The following is a 19890-nucleotide window of genomic DNA, read 5'->3' as shown; positions in this document are numbered from 1 at the left end:
TGATGGCTGGATCTGAATGAGATTTTCTCTAGAACCCGCCTCCGATTTTGGGGAAGGATCCATGACTCGCGGTTACCCAGCCTTCAATTCGCCACTCTGCTCTGACCGCTGCTGCAGCAAATGCCGCGCGGCGCCGGCGTTGACGTAGTTCCCGATCAGTTCGGCCAGCTCGGGGAGCTTGAGCTTTTTGTCATCGCGGCAGAATTTGCTCATCGGCAACATCAGCCACCGTTTCTTCTTGTTCAGCGCCACATCCGGTGCGAAGAACGACCGGGAGGTCAGCTCCGGCAGGGGTGCGTTGTCTTCGAGCAGGATCGTCAGCATGACGACATTCCCCACCTGCAGGTTGAAGTCGGCGATGTCGCGAATCGGCAGCGGCGCCTTGAGGTTGGCGAACACGAAGTGATCCGGCGTCAGCAGCAGCGCGGTTTTATGCGCACGTCTGAACAGGCGCACGCCAAAGGGCAACATGCACAGCATGATGAACAGAGCGATGCCGGCACCGACGAAAAATGGCTGCGGATCACGTCCCGCAGCACCTGGAAACAGCACCGGTGCCAGTAGCAGGATCAGCCCCGCCACGGCCAGCAGGCCACTGAACCCGATCAGGATTTGCCCCCGCAAGCGCGCGCCTTCGTGCAGCGCAACGTCCCCGGTCACATTGCCGGCGTGGGTGCGCAATGTCTCGACGAGGACGGCGTCCTGCTGGACGTGATGGCTCAGATAATCGTCCGTCAGGCGAGCGCGCAACACGTCGGGCTGGGCGAAGTAGCGATCCATCGCCGCACAGGCTTGCGTTGCATCCAGCGGCCGCGTGCCACTGCGCACGGCATCGTCGATCGACACCTTGAGAGACGCCACGCGCTCGCCATTCGAAGGATGGGTGTCTGACGGATGCGGCAGCTGGGTGGCCATTTCCTCTTCCGGCAAGGTCAGGGGCAAGGCCGCGATTTCGCGCAGAACCGTGGTTGGCAGATCACTGACCGGCACGTGCTCGGACGTCGGCCGGGTTGCCTGGGTGATGTGGGCGACCAGGCGCTCTTGCAGCATCGGATCGATGGCGGAAATGCGCACCAGCGCCGACGCGGCCGCCAGATTGCCCGCCAGCTGCGCACCGGCGGCGTCGGCTTCCAGCTCACGCACACGGCTCCAGTGCATCACCGCGTGGTCGAAACTTTCCATGAAGTAGGCGCCCAGCATGAACGCCGGGTGCAGGGTCGCGCGCTGCAGCCATTCACTGTCGACCAGGGTCTGCCCGATCACCACCAGGCTGCGCTCGATGCCGTGGTAGATCGGCACGAAACGCATACTGAACTCGGTATCCGCGCCTGCGAAATGCCCCAGCTCGTGGCCGATGACCGCGGTGGTTTCGGCTTCATCCAGGATGCCGAGATAGGCCAGCGGCACATGCAGGGTGCGGCCCGTCAAGGTGGTGTTGGCCGGCGCGAGGGCGATGTCGCCGGAGGTGACGTAAAAGCCGGCGGCCATGCCCAGCACGATGTGATCGGGCGGCAGTGCGCCCAGTGTCAGGGCCAGATCCTTCACGTAAGCCCAGAGCACCGGCGCCTGCTCGACGGTGACCGCCTCGCCCATCACGTCCATCGGCGTGGGCTGGAACATGTTGAGCATGACGCGCAGTTGCGTGCCCATCTGCCAGATGGAATACAGACAGCCTGCGACGAGCACCATGCCGAAGAACATGAACTTCATTTCGCCGGCCGACAGCCGCCCGGCGTGCCACGCGCCCAGCGCCTCGAACGCGACGATGGCGGCAATCGCTGCCCCCATCACCACCACGTGCCCGACCAGAACGTAGGGCAGCAGTTTGGTCACACGGGTGAAGCTGTGCAGCAGTTGGTCCCGCGAATGCATGGCGCGCCGGCCTGCCCAGTTAAGGGCGAGCAAGCCGAGCCCGCCCACCAGAGCCGCCAGCAAACCGAGGGTAATGGTGCCCTTTGCCACCCACGCCATGACATTGGTCAACGGAAGCAAGGTGTCCAGCTCGTCCTGCATCTCAGTGACGCGGGACAGCGCCATTTTGACTTCCATTTTCTCGCCGTCGCCCACATCGACCATAACGGGTCGCGAGCCGCTGTTGTCGGCGATGGCCTGGAGCTCTGGACGAAATTCGGCAAGGTCGGCCTGGTAGGCCGCGTATTCGGCGTGGTCGTCGGTGCTGCGTTGCAGCTCCCAGACCCCAACCAGATTCAACCCAAGGGGAAATAAAACCAGTACGGCAATCAGCTTCAGCTTTTTGATGTCCATCGGACGGCCCTCTTCTGCGCCGCCGAGTGCCCTCCCTGGCGCGCGCCTGCTTCCTTGAGCAACGGTCAGATGACCGTTGCGTGTGTGTCAAAAGCGACGCCTTCGACGCTGTGGCTCAACGCGGTGAGCCACGCAGCCATCGGCGTCTGGATCAGCGACCCAGCAACACCGTTTGCATGCGCACCTGCGCTTCCTGAACCACCCTGGCTTTGGCATTCAGGTCCTGCAGCAACGTGTTCAACTCAGTCTGCACCTTGGGGTCCGTCACTTGAACCACGGAGCCATTGATCTGGATCTGCGCTTTGTGGGCGTCGACGTAGTCAGCCACTTTCAGGCCCGAATCAATGGTGCCGTTGACTTGCGGCATCACGGTCAGGAGCGTGTTGGCCGGTAGGGTCACGGTGCGGTCATAGGCGCTGTCATACACCGTCTTCAGATCGTCAGGCTGCTTGAGCTGGGCATGGGCGGCATCGGCTCTTGCCAACTCTTGCTTGAGCTGCACGACCAGGTCATTCAAGCCGGTCTGCGCAGTCTTGATATCGTCACGGCGTTCGATCACGTCGCTCAATGAACGGAACGCGCCTTTCTGCACGAAGCCGTTGAGGGGTTTGATGCTCGCGTCCATCCCGCTGTTGAAGTCAGTGATCACGGCATAGTGCTGGCTGTAATCGCCGAACGATTTCGATTCATCCGGGGTCAGCTTGGGCACGTGCACGCCGGGCTTGTCGATGATCCGGGTCTGCAGGAACTGCTTGAACGCGGCACGCTGGTCAGGTTCGCTGCTGCCACAGGCGGTCAGTAGCAGAGGCAGTGCAAGGGCGAGTAACCAGTGGCGGGTGAGTGAGACGGTCATTGTCGGAGAATCTCCAGAAGTGATACGCCCGTGGCAGATGGGCCTGCCGAAGGCTGTGAATGTCGACGCTTCGATGCCCGGGGCAACCCCTGAACAGCCGTGAGCGAAGACGCGGTGGGTTGAGCAGCGTTCAGGCAAACGTCGGCGCAGTGGCTGGCCGATCATTCGCCGGTGTTTCCATGAGCAGCCCAAGGGTGCTGAGAAACAGATCATGGCTGAGGATGCCGGTCGCCAGGGTCGACAGCACGACCTTGCCCGCCGCATCCCGAATCTCGATGGTCTCGTTCCAGCGGCTGTGATCCATGCTGCGCAGCGCGGACATCGGCACCACGCTGTTCTGAATCAGCACGGCGTCGCGGGAGACCACGATCGGCTGGGTGTCGACGTTGAGGAAATCGCCGCCCATGCGCTTGCGCCAGACCTGGGCGCCGTTGAGGCAGTTGAAGGTAACGCTGCCACCGGCGTGCAGGGTATCGAGGACCACGGGCTGACGCGCGTTGAGGTACAGCTCGCGGAAGGTTTCCATGAAGGTGTGGAAGCCCTTCAACGAGGGCTGCACCCGGTGGAAGGGTTCGCTGGCAGTGCGACGGAACGCCAGATTGGTGATCAACCCGGTGTAGGCCACCTGCCCCGAACTGAACAGGTAAAGGTCCTGAATCTCGGCGAACGGCACGTAGGTGCGGGCGCCCCGGGTCGTGTGCGCAACGCCGAGTTCATACAGCTCATAACGCGTCTGGCGCTGCTTGTTCTGCCACCCATAAAGCCCCAGTACGATCAGCCCGAGCACGGCCAGGAAAGCGCTGGTGGCATAAATCATCATGGCGGGGCTGGAGACGTTCAGAGGGGTGCCACGGGAAGTGTTCAGTTCGACAGGGCCGGCAGCGCTGTGGGGCAGGATCGTGCCCAGGTACAGAACATACCCGGCCAGGCCCAACAGGACCACGCCGAAAATCAGTAGAAAAACCAGAAAGCCTTTGCCGTAGCTGAAGCTGGCGACGCGCTCGCCAGTGGCGGGTGCCGCAGTGGAGGCTGTTTGCATGGCGAGTGTGCGTCCCTGTCAGAAAATATGGATCAGCGCCGTCCGAGGTGGCTTGGCGGTGGGTTGACTGGCGCCGGATGAACGAGGCTGGCGCAAATGAAACCGTCTGTAACCGTCATGCTAGATAGCTTAAGCAGAAATAAATTCCCTTTGGATCCCATTATTTTGTAATTTTGCGGCATGTTACGCAGTCCGCGCACACAAGGCGCAGGGAGGCTTGAACCCCTCCCGCCGATCATTCTCAAATCTGCGCACCCAACCTCCAGGCTCAGGGAAGACACCGCTTATGAACGATAAAACGCACACAGGGTTTCGCCCATGATTGTCGGGATTGACCTTGGAACGACCAACAGCCTGGTCGCGGTCTGGAAAGACGATGCCAGCCTGCTGGTGCCGAACGCCCTGGGCGAGGTGCTCACCCCGTCCGTGGTCGGACTGGACGATGAGGGTCGGATTCTGGTCGGGCAAGCCGCTCGCGAACGCCTGCACACCCACCCTTGCGTGACCACTGCGCTGTTCAAACGCCACATGGGCAGCGCCCACACGATCAACCTGGGCGATCACGCCTTTCGTCCCGAAGAGCTTTCCGCGCTGGTGCTCCGCAGCCTCAAGGAAGACGTCGAGCGTGCCTATGGCGAAACCGTTGTCGAGGCGGTCATCAGCGTCCCGGCCTACTTCAGCGACGCCCAGCGCAAAGCCACGCGCATCGCAGGGGAGCTGGCCGGCCTCAAGGTCGACAAGCTGATCAACGAACCCACCGCTGCCGCGCTGGCATTCGGACTGCCGCAACACGGAAACGAATGCTCGTTTCTGGTGTTCGACCTGGGGGGCGGCACGTTTGACGTGTCGATCCTCGAGCTGTTCGAGGGGGTGATGGAAGTGCGCGCCAGTGCCGGTGACAACTTCCTCGGTGGCGAAGATTTCGACCGGCTGCTGGCCGAGGCTTTCGTTCGCACCCAAGCCGACCAGCCAGGCTTTCCCGCCCCTGAATCGATCGCTTACGCGCTGCACCGCGAAGCCCAACGCCTGCGCATTGCCCTGGGCCAGGCGCGCAGTGACGCGTTCGTGCTGCGCGTGGACGGCCGGCAGTGGCAGCAGACCTTCACCCAGGAGGACATGGCCGCGCTGTATGCGCCGCTGCTCGAACGGCTGCGCAATCCGGTGGAACGCGCGATGCGCGATGCCAGGCTGCTGGTCGGCGATCTGGACGAAATCCTGTTGGTCGGCGGCACCACGCGTATGCCGCTGGTGCGCAAACTGGCGGCGGGCATGTTCGGGCGCTTCCCCTCCATCCAGCTCAACCCGGATGAAGCCGTGGCCCACGGCGCGGCGATTCAGGCGGCGCTGAAATCCCGGAATGCCGCCCTCGAAGAAGTGGTGCTGACCGACGTCTGCTCCTACACCCTGGGCATCGAGGTCGCAGAACGGGTCGGCCGGCACCGAGAGCATGGGCACTATTTGCCGATCATCGAGCGCAACACCACCGTACCGGTCAGCCGGGTCAAGACCGTTTACTCCGCCGAAGCGGGGCAAACCGGCGTGACGGTGAGCATCTTCCAGGGCGAAAGTCGCCTGGTGCGCGACAACATTCCCTTGGGCGAGCTGGCGATTCCCCTCCCCCCGCACAATGAAGGCAACGTCAGTCTCGACGTGCGCTTTACGTACGACAACAACGGCATTCTCGAATGTCAGGTCACCCTCCCCAGCACGGGCGAGGCGTTCGCACTGGTCATCGAAAACAACCCCGGCGTGCTCAGCCCTGAAGAAATCGCCGAGCGCCTGCAAGCCTTGGCCGCGCTCAAGATTCATCCGCGCGATCAGCAGGTCAACACGCTGCTGGTTGCGCGCCTGGAGCATCTCTACCAGGAGAGCCTGGGCGACCGCCGCGAACTGATCGGTGACTGGGCAAGCGTGTTCCAGCGTGCCCTCGACAGTCAGGACGAACGCCTCATCCGGCAGACGCGCACGGAGCTGAACGAGCGGCTCAAACAGCTGGAACGCGGCGGGTGGCACTGACCCATGGACGCGACGTTCGATTGCTGGACAATTCTCGACCTCCCTGCCCGCTCCGATGAGCGCAGCGTCAAACGCCAATACGCCAGACTGCTGAAGGTCACCCGCCCGGACGAAGACCCCATCGCGTTTCAGCAACTGCGTGAAGCCTACGAACGCGCGTTGCAGCTGGCCCGCGAGGGCGACGATGGCGTTGGTGGTGACGCTTCGTTTGTACAGACTTCGGCAGCGCCTCTGGTGCAAAGGCCTGCGCCGGTCACTCGGCCAGTGGTGCGTTCCGCACAGGAGCAGGCCGCCGAGCTGCTCGAACATTTCAACGACGATGCCGTTGACCACTGCTGGACTGAAGCCGTCGCAAAAGGCATCGAAGCGACCGTCGAAGCCTTGCTGTTCGTGCGTTGCGTGCAAGCGCCAGACGCCAGCCCGAACCTCTTGCGATGGGGCCTGGAAACCCGCCAGTGGCTGACCCCCTGGCAGCAGGTTCGTCCTCGGCAATCCGATCAGGAGCGGCTGGGCCATTTGCTCTCCCTGGGGCTGTACCACAGGCTGGAGCAGTACATGGCCGCCGGCGACGAAACCCGCTTCATCGACTGCCTCGAGCACCACTGTCGACAAGGCTGGCTGGGCGATTTAGCCCGCCGCCAGACGCTTCAGGTGCAGGTGCTGGACCTGTTTTTCAACCACGGAAACTGGTCGCCGGGGTTGTTTGAAAGGGTGCGGCAGCTGTTCGGCTGGGACACCGAATCAGCGGTTGTTCCCGTCGTCGATGAGCAATGGCACACCCTGCTCACCCGCAATGAAGAGAAGAAATGGCTCGGCGAACTGCGGGCGCTGGCGCGTCTGGGCGAGCAGCATCCGGCCCCCTCTGCCAATGCGGCTGCGCTGTTCCTGACCGGTTCGTCTGCGGAACGCCTTCAGGCGCGCGCCGCGACATTCACCGAGGCTGACTGGCAGGCTTGCGAACAATTATCCCAGGCGTTCATCACGCGGTTTCCCGACTGGCCAAAGCGGTTCCCGGACCACAATCCGTGGTTCTGGAAAGCACTGGTAGGGCACGAACGTCCTCAGCACGTCATGAAGCGGGCCTGCGCCGCCATGACGATTACCCTCGCCCTCGGCATGAATGGCCTGCACCCCGCCGAGCTCCCGGTCATGGTGATCATGTCGCCGATCCTGATATTGCTTGGGGTGCTCAGCGCGTATATGGGCAAATGGTTGCTTGAGCATTGGGTCACCTTCACGGAACCCTTCTACGACCTTGATCAACGCGTCAGCGCCTGGTGCGCACGCCACCAACTGACGCGGGATCGGCGGCATCTGGTGATCCGCAACAGCGTACCCATGCTGGCCGTGGCCTTCATTCTCTGGAAATGGCTGGGACTGCTGGGCGTGGTCACCTTTGTGGTCACCGGCCTGATCGGCAAACTGCAACCTGGACGCGCGGCGCCGGTGGATCGCCAATACCGCTGGCGCCGGCCCTTGCAGGCGATCTACCGGATCGCCGGGATCAGTGTGCTGCAGTGGCTGTTCTGCCTCTTCATGGTGGGTCTGATCCTGTATGTGCAACAAAACATGCCCGGCACACTGTTGACCCAAGGCGCCTGAGAGCCGGGCGCCGCGCCAGGTCGCCCGGCTGGACGTTGCGCTGAAAGGCCTCGGCGCAAAGGCCCGAGGCCCCGTGGCCAATAAAGCCGCAGCGTCAACCTAAAGCCGAATGTCCTCCGGCCGCTGGATCAGTGCCTCGATGCGGGTGCCGGTGAGCTGTTCTTCATTGGAAAACCCGTCATACCGCGCCAGCTCACCGAAGCTGATGCCGGTGAGCTGCTCGATCTGCACGACGCTGCGTCGATAGGTCCTCAGTGCACCAAAGACCAGTTCCAGCTTGCCCAGCTCGCGGGTCTGGTCGATCAGGTACGCGCTGGCCGACGGTGTGCCGTCATCGCCGAGGAACGCGACGACTTTCCAGAAGGCTCTGGGAATTTGCACGCCCCGGTACAGCGGGTCGTCACTGCGCAGGACCGGTCCGGTGAAAACCGTGGCGCGCTCCTTCCAGCGGCGGGTGTTTTCCAGGATGAAGTCTTCGAGCTCCAGCCAGGTTTTCTGGTTGAAGGCAGACATCTGCGGCGAGCAGTTGGTGAAATGGAAGGTGTCCTGATTGGCGGTCTGCGCCTCGGCGCCCCAGTTGGGGTCCTGCCTGCGAACCAGATGGCCGCGATCCAGCAGGTTGTCGCGGTACAGATCGTCGCCAATCTGCGCCTCGACCGGCAGCCGGCCGTCGTAGGCCCAGGCGTCCTGACTCCGCACGATCTCGACGCTGCTGCCCCCCTCGATGTTCACGCCGACGTACAGCGCGATGCGCCGGCTGCGCGACATGCTGATGGAGAAGTGGGTGTAATCCAGACGATTGCCCGGGTTGCCCAGGAGGTACACATCGTCAGGCGTGGATACCGTTGGCCACGGCACCACGAACTCCCCGAGAAATTCATCGCTGTAGCCTGACCGGCCTTCCAGTCGCGACGCCGGCGTGACCCGCCCTTGAGGGCTTGATCGCAGCGCGGTGGCATGGGATGACGGGCCGGCCGTGATGGGCTGAAGATCAGCAAGACGGGGGCGATGGGCGAGATTCACCTGAGCGTTATGTGTCGGCATCCTGCTACCTCTTGATTGATGAGGCCCAATCGGCGGGCCTTGTTGATACAACGCACACGATCATGTACCGCACAGTGTGAATATCACATGACCTGAAGGGGCGGTGGGTATCGGTTAGCCGTGGTACTTGAAAGGGCCCCTTCCCGGCTGAAGCCGGTCCCACTAACAGCCGCGGGTGAATCCAGTGGGACCGGCTCTGTCTGTGGGACCGGCTTTAGCCGGGAAGCTTTTGATCTGCTTTTGATTTTCCTACGCAAAAATCCCAGACACCGCCAAACGCGACGTGGGTGCAGGCCGAACGCAGGTCTCGCGCAGTGGGCCGAGCCGTCCTGACCCAATACTTGCTATGATCCGCCCCCGCGCGCACGAACGTGTCGAGAGCCCCTGCCTGCCGTTCAAGACCTGCGCCAGACGATCAGATCGTAAAACCGGTTAACGCCCCAAAGGAACCCGAATGCAACACGCCACGTTGAACCGTTTCTACGCCGGGGTGCTCGCGCTGCTGCTGTGCATCACCGTGCCAGCTTTCGCACAGGCTGCGGCGGCGCAGGTCGCGCCGCAAGCCACAACACAGCCCGCCAGCCAAGCCAATGTGACGCCGGAAGCCGAGGCCCCGAGCCTGGATGACCTGAGCGAGCAGCTCGACCAGATCCGGCAAAAAGTCACCGTCAGCGCCAATGACGATTTGCTTTCGAGCCTGCGTCAGGCCGCGCTGCAGGTGCAGAAGCAAGCCGATGACCTGATCGCCAAGCAGGCAGTCGACATTGAGCACCTCAACGATCAGCTGAACATCCTCGGCCCGGTGCAACCGGACGAAGCGCCCACCCTGACCAGCCAGCGCAAGACCTTGACCGCCCAGAAAAACGCGCTGGTCAGCGACGAGCGGCAGACCAATACCTTGAGTCAGTCGGCACGGGACCTCGCCACACAGATCTTCAGCCTGCGCCGCAGCCTGTTCGATTCCCAGATCAGCACCCGCACGGCAAGCCCCCTCAGTTCGGCATTCTGGTCGACCCTGATTCGCCCGACCGATGACGATCTGAGGCGCATGAACGGCCTGCTGGACGACGTCCGCAGCGTCTTCACCAGCGCCCTGGCGCCCGGCAACCGCCTGCTGTTTGCCAGCGTGGTGATCGGCGCGCTGTTGATCTGGGTGGTGGTGCGCCGCCTGCTGGAGAGCCTGTTGATCCGCCTGATGGTGCGCTGGCTGCCCGAAGGTCGCCTGCGCCGCAGCGCCCTGGCACTGGCGGTCGGGCTGTCGACAGTGGTGACGATCACCGCCGCTACGTCCTTGCTGCGGTGGGGCATCGTCAGTAATGCGGTGCTCAGCAACGACGTGGTCAACCTGCTCGACCAACTGCAAACGCTGATCACCTTCTGCGCCTTCATCGTCGGCCTGGGCCGCGCGTTGCTGATGCTGCCGCACCCCTCGTGGCGCCTGCCCAACATTCCTGACGAAATCGCCACCGCCATGGGCCGTTTCCCGGCCGTGCTGGCCCTGGCATTGATGATCATCGGCACCCAGGAACGCATCAACAGTGTCATTGCCAGCAGCCTCGCGCTGACCGTGGCGGTCAACGGCCTGACCGCACTGGCCGTTTCGCTGGTGTTTTTCTTCGGCCTGGTGCGCTACCGCCGCACCCGTCGCCGCTGTGCCATCGAACGTCCGGGCGGCCTCGCCGGGTTGATTCCCTTCGTGGTCGCCGTCTGGGTCGGCTTGAGCCTGCTGGCGCTGCTGAGCGGCTACCTGACCCTGGCCTACTTCCTCGCCGTCAAGCTGTTGTGGATGAGCGTGGTGGCGTCAACCGCCTACCTGCTGGTTGCGTTCTTCGGCGACGTCTGCGAAACCCTGCTGTCGCCCAAGCAACCCGGCGGCATGGCGCTGGGTTCGGCACTTGGCCTGTCCCCTCGCCATCAGGCCCAGGCGAGCACCGTTCTGGCGGGCGTTGGCCGGAGTTTGCTGTTGCTGGCCGCGGTGCTGCTGGCCTTCCTGCCGTCGGGCTCAAGTCCCGGTGAGCTGCTCGAAAGCTTCACCCGCATGGAAGTCACCGACAAATCCCTGGGCGCCCTGAACATCGTCCCAAGCGACATTCTCATGGCACTGGGCTGCCTGGTCGCCGGCCTGTTTGGCGTGCGCGTGCTCAAGGACTGGTTCGGCGAACGCCTGCTGCCGGAAACCAACATGGACGCCGGCATGCAGGCCTCCCTGGTGACCCTGATCGGCTATATCGGCTTTGTGCTGGTGATTGCGGTGGTGATGTCCACCCTGCACATCAGCCTGACGAACCTGACGTGGGTCGTGAGTGCGCTGTCGGTGGGGATCGGTTTTGGTCTGCAGGCCATCGTGCAGAACTTCATCTCGGGCTTGATTCTGCTGACCGAGCGGCCAGTCAAGGTCGGAGACTGGGTGAGCCTGGCGGGGGTCGAGGGCGATATCCGCCGGATCAACGTGCGTGCCACCGAAATCCAGATGTCCGACCGCTCCACGGTGATTGTGCCGAACTCACAGTTCATTACCCAGAACGTGCGCAACGTGACCATGGGCAATGCGTTGGGCGTAGTCGGGATTTCCCTAACGCTGCCGCTGGAAACGGATGTCTTGCAGATCCGCGAATTGCTGTTGCAGGCTTTCACCGAGCACGAAGCCATACTCGATACGCCAGCGCCGTCGGTCACCTTCAAAGACCTGACCAACACGGGCCTGATCATCAGCGCGAGCGGTTTCGTCAACAGCCCGCGTTCGGTGGGCGGTGCGCGTAGCGACCTGTTGTTTACCGTGCTGGGCCGCTTGCGGGAGATGGGCATTGCGCTGTCTGCACCGCAGAGCATGGTGTTGATTAATGACGGCCTGGGCAAGGAGCAGCCGCCGGCAGTCGTCGATTGATTCGTCTGCCGCGCTGAGGTGCGCGGCGCGTCAGTCGAGCCCTTCATGACTGGCGCGCGGCGCGCCCACCGGAATCAGCTCACGTCTTTGTTCGGGTCTTCCGCATGGGCCCACCGATAATCCAGACGCGGCGCGAACACTTTGATGCGGCGCTTGATCTTGATCAGGATCGGGTCATGCACAGGCTCCGGATCTTTCAGGAATGCGGTCATCACGGCGCTCAGCGCGTATAAGCCGCAGAATGCCCAGACCACGCCTTCAATGCCGTAACTCTCATTGAAAATCGCGACCACCGCCGGGCCTACCCATGTCGACGCACCTGCACCCAGGCTCAGCACCGACAACGCAGCGGCCTTGTTATTAGGCGCCAACGCTGGTGCAAGCGCCGACAGCGGCACAAAACACGCCAACGTCAGGCCGTAGAACGCGCCGAAGATGGAAGCGATGAGGAAGTCGTGGGGAAACGCTTGTGGCATGAAGAAGAACAACGGCGTGCTGATCGTGCTGCCCACTGCGCCAAACCACAGGATCGTATTGCGATAGCCGATCTTCGTGCTGATCACGCTGGAGCTCAGATTGCCGATGATGTTGAACACAAAGACGATGGTCAGCAGGCGCAGCCACTCTTCCAGGGTGAAGCCCACGGTGTGCATGAAGAAGCCGGGCATGACCACCAGAAAACCGAACATCGACGAGGTGTTGATCACCCGGACAAGGGCGGCCAGTGACACTTTCGGACGCGTCCACATGATGGTGATGTTCTTGGCCATCGACACCATCGGCCGCTCACCCTCGGGGGCGAGTCGACGCATGCCGTGGGCTTCGCGCATCCCGATCAAACCAATCGCACCGCCGATGACCACCAGGGCAAAGGACAACCAGAAAGTTTGCAGCGCGCCGATCAGCGGGATCGCGGCGCTCGCCACCAGAGAGCCGAGCATCGGCAAGCCTGCAGCGTAAGCGACCCAGAACCAACCCACGGCCATGCCCATTTTGCGGGATGGTGTGGAAGCGGCGATCCAGACCAGGAAGCCGTAAGCGAACAGCGGATAACCGAAGCCGCGCAGACCGTAGGTCAGCAGAATCATCGAGTAGCTCAACTCCTGCAGGCCGTAGATCAGGAAGAGCACTTCAAACACGCTCCAGATGATCAGCCCCAGGAACATCACCCGTTTCGGGCCCCAGAGGTTGGAAAGCGCACCGGCGAGCCACGATGAAATGCCGACCGTGATGCCGTAGGTGGTGAAGATCATGGCGATTTCGTCATCGGGCATGCCGCGATCACTGAGGAAGGGCGAGAGGTAGCCGAGTTCTACGCCATCGCCGATCATGAAGATCAGCAGGCCGACAAAGCCCCAGAACATGGGATAGGGAATACCCACTTTGTCGCAGAATCGTGAGAGTGGAGTGTTCGGAGTGGATTGATCGCTCAATTTTCCGTTCCTTTTTTGATGCATGACGCTTGGGCGCGCCGAATGAATGGCCTCGATGAGGTTGGAAGGCAGGTGGGGTGCACAGATTTCCGCTTCGGGCAGCGAGCAAAACTGGCTTATGGGTAGCGCGCGGGGGTCGGACGTGAAAGCCGCTATCGTCGACCCATTAATCTATGTTTTTCTAGATTTTCGAGCCCGTAGCCCCTCTTTTATGACAGATGAAACGATTAAGCTCAACCGCGTGGCGCTGGCTTGGGTGCGACAACGTGCCCGGTTGTATCGCCTGAGGGGCAGAGGGACCGGGCGGTCAGGGGTTGCGGTTTATTCATGAAAATAAATCTGCTTTTTTTGTGGAAAGGGCTCTATTTCGGCATTCTCGGCGGGTTTTTACCTGATCAGTGGAGAAGTGCTTTACCGAAGGTGCCCCACCGCGAGATTGAGAGCGTTCAAGCCGACCCCTTCCCGGCTGAAGCCGGTCCTACAATACGAGCGCGTCCCACCTGACACACCGCGTGCGGTATTAATAGGACCGGCTTTAGCCGGGAAGGCGTTGGATCTCGCACCGCGCACGTGATGGCGTCACCAGGATGGGCGGATCTTCCTGTACCACGGCCAGGACGAGGAACCGGTGAACGCGTCTCGCATTTGCCCGGCCGTTATCGCGCGGTCACCGGTGTCAAATGCGAGGGCGGTTCGCAAGGCAGGCCAGCAACGTTTTGGTAGACGGGCTGGCGCCTGCAAGCCGACGTGGAGGTGTTCATCCCGTGCCTGGGTCGAGGGCAGGTGGCGAAAGGGATGTTTGCCGCTTGCCAGTTCGTAGATCACACACGCGACCGCGTAGATGTCAGCGCTTGCCGAAAGCTGCCCGTATTCAAGCAGCTCAGGTGCGGCGTAGCCCGGAGTCCAGGCGTTGAAGCGCTCGCGGCTCAGGTGTGGCAGGCCGGGCAGTACGCCCTCCTCGGCCCTGCCAAGGCCGAAGTCGAACAGGCGCACGCCGTTCTCGCTGAGCATGACGTTGCTCGGTTTCACATCCCCGTGAATAACACCGCAGCCGTGGGCGTAAGCCAGGGCGTCCAGCAACGGCAGCACGATCTGCCGCAGTTCTTGCCACGGCAGCCCCAGAGGCCGCTCGCAAAGAAGTTGGTCCAGCGTCAGACCTCGCATCAGTTCCATCGTGATGAAGGCGCGCTCGCAGGCGGTGTCGACGTGAAATCCGTGCACACGCAGCACGTTGTCATGCCGCAGGTAGCGGGTCAGGCAAAACTCGCTGTAGAGCACGGCGCTGGCGTCTGGCGATTCGGCGAAGTCCTCATTGAGGACCTTGAGCGCGACATACGGGTCGGGATCGCCGTACTGCTGGGCGAGCAAATCGCGGGCGCGGTAGACGGCTCCCATGCCGCCGGCGCCAAGCAGTCGCTCAATGCAGTAACGGCCTGCGAGAACGTCGGGCATTGTGCTGAAGGCCGATGGGGCCGACAGGCGAGCGGGTTCACGATTTTTCGACTGAGCGAAGGCGTAGTAGGTGAAATCGCTGGGCGGGTCATCGTCGGGGGGAGCAACGAGCGCTTGTCCATCGGGATCTGTTTGCAGAGGATCGGTCATCCGCGGATCACCACAGCCGTCAGGTTATCTCGGGCGGCACCCCGCAGCGCGTCGTCGAACAGGCGCTTGAGTGCCATTGCCGGCAGAGCAAGACTCAACGCGTGGCCCAATGCATCGCTGCTCAAGCCCTGATACAAACCGTCGCTGCACAGCAAGAACGCATCGCCGGCAAACACCTCAAGCTCCAGCACCTCAAGTGTCAGTTGTTCGGCAGCGCCTACCGCTCGGGTCAAGGCGTGCCCGCCAGGGTGGGCCCGGGCCTGTCGAGCGTTCATCTGTCGTTCATCGATCAGTTGCTGCTGCAGCGAATGGTCCCGGGACAGCTGATACAGCCGCTGACCGCGCCACAAATAGCAGCGGCTGTCCCCGGCCCAGACGCAGGCCGCCCGGTTTTCCTCCATGAGCAGTGCGACCACCGTGCTGCCAATGATGCTGTCCTGTCGGCCTGCATTAACGGTCAGCTCCTGACCCAGCCGCCGGTTCAGCCAGTGCAGGCACCGTCTGATGCCGATAAGCCTGTCATCGAAGTTTCCGTGCAGCGGCAGCTCCGCCAGACTGGCGACGATCATCTGGCTGGCGATGTCGCCCCCCTGGTGGCCGCCCATGCCATCGGCGACCACCCACAGCCCCTGCTCGGGACACTCCAGAAACGCATCTTCGTTACGTTCCCGGACCTTGCCGGCGTGGGTCCGGGCAGCGCTGCGCCAATGGCCGACGACCGCCATCAGAGTTGTGCCGGCATGCGGAAGCTGCGCAGCACGGCCATGTCGAACGGGTTTGGCGAGCGCTGGCTCGTCAGCAGGTAGCTGGCACGCAGCCCCCCTACGTCGGCCTTCAATACCAGGACGTCTCGACCGCTGAGTTCCTCCCGCTGCATCGAATCCAGCAACCGGAACAATGACCACGGTCCCGAGCTTTCTTCGATACCCAATGGGCGGCCCACCATTCTGTCGAGCACCAGGCTGGTTCGACCGGCCTGGGCATCGGTGGGCCACTGAAATGACACCGGGACAATCGGGCCATGGCGGTATTCGAGGGTCTTGTCGCCCAGCTTGAATTCGGAACGGCTGACAGAAGAGTCCAGGGTATGGGGCTCAAGTTTGAACTGCAGCTGTGGCTCGGCCGGGTTGTCCGCAAAGAACCCCTGCCGGATGACCCGGGCCGCGACCAACTGATCGAGATACGCACGGGAGATCGGCAGGCTTTGCCCGTCGATACTGCGCAGACGGTAACTGCCCTTCTCGCCACTCACGAACGGCCGCAGAAAACCGTCGAAGAAGCGGTCTGCGACGCCCTGTACCTTGAAGAACTCGCGAAAATCACCGAGTGCGACATCGCTGGCACTGTTGGCGTTGAACGGATAACGCTTGCTGATCGCCTTGGCGTAAAAGCTGTACACCTCACTCTGGTAGTGCTGGTTCACGTGTTGATAGGCGTCGCGAAGCACCAGCCGCCATGAGTCCTCGGCCAAGGTGCTGAACCACGCGCCCACCGGACGCGGCAGCCGACTGGATGCCGCACGCAAGGTGCCCAGCGCATCACGCTGCCCGCCCATGCGTGACTTGGCCATGTCGAATGCCGCCTGCTCCGGCGAGCTGGCCCTGCCCAGACTGGCCATCTGCATTTGCAGCTCGTTGAGCACTGCCAGAACGGGCATCAGATCAGCCGTCGGCCCGTCCTTGTCGTCGAGCAAGCGGTGCAACGGATCAAAGCGCGTTTGCAGGGATTTGCGCGCGGTATCCGGGACGGAGGCACTCAAAGTTTCAGAAGCCTTGCTGGACGCAGCCACCGCCAGTTTGCCGGCTTTGCCCCCTTTGTCCGCCACCTGCGTGGCAACATCGATGGCGTTTGTCAGGGCCTCGGCAACCGGGGTGAAGCGTGTGTTTTCGCGGACCTCCCTGAGCAGGTTGATCACTGGCGAATGGGCCGACGTCAGGCCCGCCAGTTGCTCGGCACTGTCGGCGAAATCGTAGGGTCCGGGCAGCTCGACCGCGCTGACCGCTTCGCCCCAGTAATCGGCGTAATCGCGGAAATAGAGCTGTTCGAGCTCCACCATCAGACGCCGCATGTCCATGCCACTGAGGCCGGCGCCTTCACCCAGCACCCAGTTGTCCCGCAGGATATCGGCCACCACCCGGGAGCCGTGCACCGAAAAGTACTGCTCGTAGCCCTGTCGGGTGTAGAACCCCGGAATCACATAATCGGCGCCGACGAACAGCGCCGCCTGCGGCCCGAGGTGCTGGTCGAAACTGTAATCCGGCAAGGTACCGGCCTGCTCGCGCAGGATCCGGTAGACAACGTTCGCCAGGGACTCTCCGCGCAGGACCTGCCGTGCCTGCGATACGCGTTGATCATTGAGGGCATGGACGAAAGGCAGCTTCAGCAACCGATCGAAGTGGCTGTTCAGACCGTCTTGCACCGCGACATTGCCGGGGTACAGCTCGGACCCGTCAGCGGCGACCCGCTCCCTGAGCCACGTCGCATCACGCCGGTCTTTCATGCCGAGCATCAAATAGGCACGCAGGCTTTTGAGCAGACCCTCACGATTCTCAAGGTTGGCGGCAATCTGCCCCTCCAGCATCATCGCCACCTGAGGCAGGAGCAGACGCTCCAGCTCGCGCTCGTAAGCGCCTTCCACAACCGGATTGACCGCTTCGCCTTGATAAAGGCCGCCACGCGCCTGGTAACCGACGTCCCCTTTGCCTGGGAAAACCTGGGTCGCCGCGTAACGGGTGTCCAGCACTTTGAGCACTGCGACAAGGTCAGCCTGGACCGTGTGCGCCGACCGCTGTTCGGCCCAGGTTCGAGCCAGGGCACTCACACTGTCGAGCCGTTCATAGTTGCTGGAAAAACTCACGGCCCAGAGGCTGCCAAACAGCGCGAGTGACGCCAGCGCCCCTGCATATAGTGCACGCTGGGCCCAATGGATACGGCTGCGCTCGCGGGTGTCCAGGCCGGCAAGGTCCGCCTCCGGGAAGATCACCCTGCTGAGCAGATGGTTGATGAAACGCGAGCGCCTGCTGCCCAGAGTCGGCAGCGATCCCGTGCTGATCCCCGGACTCACACCCCTGCCGACCGCAGGCGCGTGCATGTCCTGCTCAAAGCCGGGCGCGCTGGTGAGGTAGAAGCCCCGCAACTGGCTGGCTGACTGATAGCGATTGCCAGTGAAGGCCAGTTCCACAAACACGCACACGCGCTCGCCGATTCGACTGAGTTGATGGGGGAAGTCGAGAATGCCGCCACGGCGCGAGGGATCGCGCTCTTGATGGATGCGGGTGATCACCTGACTGTTGAGCCGAACCAGCAGTTCGCCGAATTCATCGCGCAACACCTCGGCGTCAGTGCCGCTCTGCCCTTTTCGGAAGGTCGTACCGAGGACCTGATCACTTTCCTCGCGGGTCAATTGATCGAAAAACGCGTCGAACCCCGGAAGACTGTCGGCCTTGCTCAGCACGAGGTAGACCGGCACCTCGGCGTGCAGCTTCTGATGCACCTCCTGCAAACGCGTACGCACCTGCCGTGCGAGGATTTCGAGTTCAGGGTCGCTGTCGTGGAGCAGCGTGTCGACAGGGAGTGTGACGAGTACGCCGTTCAGAGGGCGGTTGCGGCGATATCGGCGCAGCAGGTCAAGCAGCGTGCACCAGGCGCTGCGGTCGATGTCAGTGCCGGGTTGGGTCAGGTAACGGCCAGCGGTGTCGACGAGCACGGCATTGTTCGCAAAATACCAGTCACAGTGGCGAGTGCCTCGAGGGTCACGGGCGAGTGTGCACTCGGCCTTGTCGAGCGGAAACTCGAGCCCTGAAAAGTCCAGCAGGCTGGTCTTGCCGGCTCCCTCGGGGCCGATCAGCAAGTACCACGGCAGCTCGGTGCGCCAGTGATCACTGCGGCCGCGATACAGGTCTGAGGTCTTCAGTGTTTTCAGCGCGTCCTTGAAACGCGTCGTCAGTTCAGCCTGCTCCTCGTCGATCTGATCGTCGCGCAGCATGCGCGCCTGACCGTCCTCACTGTCCTCCACCGCTTTCTTGCGCTCTCCGGCACGCCAGCTGACATAGACCATGGCAAGGCCCCAGAGCAGGCACAGCGAACTGATGGTCAACAGCCGAGAGGTTGAACTCTCCCAGAACTTTCGATCGTCAACCGCGAGGGCCGGCCCGACGAACCAGACCGTGAGCGCCACGAGCAATAGCAGCAGGAGCGTCCACACCCACGTCTGACGCAAAAGCGCGCCGGTTTTCTTGAAAAGGTTTTTCATTACACGTCTCTGTTTACGGCTGCGGCTGCGATTGCGGCTGAACGGCAGGCTGATCAAACGGCTGATAAGGTTGCAGGACGGCGTTCCGGTGCTCGCCCAGCACCCAGGCAAAGCCCGAATACATCACAATCAGACAGACCAGGGTGAAGCCCACGACCATCCCGCTGGGCACGATGCGCACCAGGTCGCGGCGCTGGTTGCTCAGGCCTTCCCAATGGGGCGATAGCTCGCGAGGCGCATCACCGCGCAGCTGGCGAATTTGCCGGTAGACCGCGTCGCGGATGTTCTCGAGTTCCTGCACGCCACGGGTCTGCACCCGGTAGCGGCCCTCGAAGCCCAACGACAGGCAGAGGTACATCAGCTCCAGCATCGGCAGATGCTTCACCGGGTTCTTCGAGAGTCGATCCAGCAACTGGAAGAATTTTTCGCCGCCGAAGGTTTCCTGGTGAAACCTGCTCAGCAGGCTCATCTGCGACCACTCGCTTTCGTTGCCCCAGCCACTCGTGACCACGGCCTCATCCAGCGCAGTACAGAGCACATAACGGGCACCCGCGACCTGACTGGTCTCGGCGCCGTTGTGCAGCGCGCGCGCTTCAAACGACTTCATCACGCGGGTCAGATGCTCATGGAGCGCTCCCATGTCTTGCGGGAGGTCCCCGCGCTTGAGCCGTACCACCTCGGACAACAGCTCCGATGCAGCGGCCACGAGCGGGTTCATGCCGACATTGAACGTCTGCGCCGGGCGCAGATGCGCGGCGTAAATCATGCGTTCTTCCAGTTGCTCGAAGCGCGGCGGCGGCGTGGAATCCGTGATCGGCGCCGATGCGGGGCCATGCCCCTCTCGGCTGACCAGCACGGTTTTGTGGTCCTGGCGGTAATCGTTATCCCTGATCATGACGG

12 protein-coding genes are annotated in these 19890 nt (G+C 62.5%); 3 read left to right on the top strand and 9 right to left on the bottom strand.

Annotated elements, in window-relative coordinates:
* Nucleotides 1-72: 72 nt before the first annotated feature.
* The 3 genes from BBI10_RS12875 to BBI10_RS12865 all read right to left on the bottom strand — a co-directional run bounded on the left by BBI10_RS12875 (nt 73) and on the right by BBI10_RS12865 (nt 4157).
* Entirely contained in the window at nt 73-2259 is a 2187-nt protein-coding gene (locus tag BBI10_RS12875) for a M48 family metallopeptidase (RefSeq protein WP_065989074.1), read from the bottom strand.
* A gap of 157 nt (nt 2260-2416) precedes the next feature.
* Nucleotides 2417-3118 (bottom strand): DUF3053 domain-containing protein, encoded by a 702-nt coding sequence (locus BBI10_RS12870; protein WP_065988898.1) that lies wholly within the window; start codon nt 3116-3118, stop codon nt 2417-2419.
* 130 nt (nt 3119-3248) lie between these two features.
* A complete protein-coding gene (locus BBI10_RS12865; RefSeq protein ID WP_065988897.1) occupies nt 3249-4157 on the bottom strand; it encodes a hypothetical protein in 909 nt (302 codons plus the stop codon).
* A gap of 318 nt (nt 4158-4475) precedes the next feature.
* Between BBI10_RS12865 and BBI10_RS12860 the strand changes: the two genes are divergently transcribed.
* Both BBI10_RS12860 and BBI10_RS12855 read left to right on the top strand, forming a co-directional pair.
* A complete protein-coding gene (locus BBI10_RS12860) occupies nt 4476-6173 on the top strand; it encodes a molecular chaperone HscC (RefSeq protein ID WP_065988896.1) in 1698 nt (565 codons plus the stop codon).
* A 3-nt stretch (nt 6174-6176) separates the two neighbouring features.
* Nucleotides 6177-7775, top strand: a complete 1599-nt coding sequence (locus BBI10_RS12855; protein ID WP_065988895.1) for a J domain-containing protein — start codon at nt 6177-6179, stop codon at nt 7773-7775.
* A gap of 99 nt (nt 7776-7874) precedes the next feature.
* On the opposite strand, the gene BBI10_RS12850 is transcribed toward BBI10_RS12855, so the two are convergent.
* Nucleotides 7875-8819 carry a DNA/RNA non-specific endonuclease gene (locus BBI10_RS12850; RefSeq protein WP_065988894.1) on the bottom strand — a complete coding sequence of 315 codons (945 nt, stop codon included), beginning with the start codon at nt 8817-8819 and terminating at the stop codon, nt 7875-7877.
* A gap of 454 nt (nt 8820-9273) precedes the next feature.
* Here BBI10_RS12850 and BBI10_RS12845 point away from each other — a divergent pair, with 454 nt between their 5' ends.
* Nucleotides 9274-11703, top strand: coding sequence for a DUF3772 domain-containing protein (locus BBI10_RS12845; RefSeq protein WP_065988893.1), 2430 nt, complete (start codon nt 9274-9276; stop codon nt 11701-11703).
* Between the two features lie 74 nt (nt 11704-11777).
* Here BBI10_RS12845 and BBI10_RS12840 read toward each other — a convergent pair whose 3' ends face one another.
* The 5 genes from BBI10_RS12840 to icmH form a co-directional block, all read right to left on the bottom strand.
* A complete protein-coding gene (locus BBI10_RS12840) occupies nt 11778-13136 on the bottom strand; it encodes an MFS transporter (RefSeq protein WP_141695171.1) in 1359 nt (452 codons plus the stop codon).
* A gap of 579 nt (nt 13137-13715) precedes the next feature.
* The gene (locus BBI10_RS12830; protein ID WP_065988890.1) at nt 13716-14738 is read right to left on the bottom strand and encodes a serine/threonine-protein kinase; all 1023 of its coding nucleotides are present in this window, start codon (nt 14736-14738) and stop codon (nt 13716-13718) included.
* Entirely contained in the window at nt 14735-15463 is a 729-nt protein-coding gene (locus BBI10_RS12825) for a PP2C family protein-serine/threonine phosphatase (RefSeq protein WP_065988889.1), read from the bottom strand. Before BBI10_RS12825 ends, BBI10_RS12830 begins: the two co-directional genes overlap by 4 nt.
* Entirely contained in the window at nt 15463-18990 is a 3528-nt protein-coding gene (gene tssM, locus BBI10_RS12820; protein WP_065988888.1) for a type VI secretion system membrane subunit TssM, read from the bottom strand. The genes BBI10_RS12825 and tssM overlap by 1 nt, the downstream gene beginning before the upstream one ends.
* A 13-nt stretch (nt 18991-19003) precedes the next feature.
* Complete coding sequence (icmH, locus tag BBI10_RS12815; RefSeq protein ID WP_065988887.1) at nt 19004-19885, bottom strand: type IVB secretion system protein IcmH/DotU; 882 nt, start codon at nt 19883-19885, stop codon at nt 19004-19006.
* Nucleotides 19886-19890 lie beyond the last annotated feature (5 nt).

The organism is Pseudomonas graminis, assembly GCF_001705435.1.
GTDB lineage: Bacteria > Pseudomonadota > Gammaproteobacteria > Pseudomonadales > Pseudomonadaceae > Aquipseudomonas > Aquipseudomonas graminis_B.
Note: the sequence above shows the minus strand (reverse complement) of the source record. Positions and strands in the feature narration are given on the sequence as shown.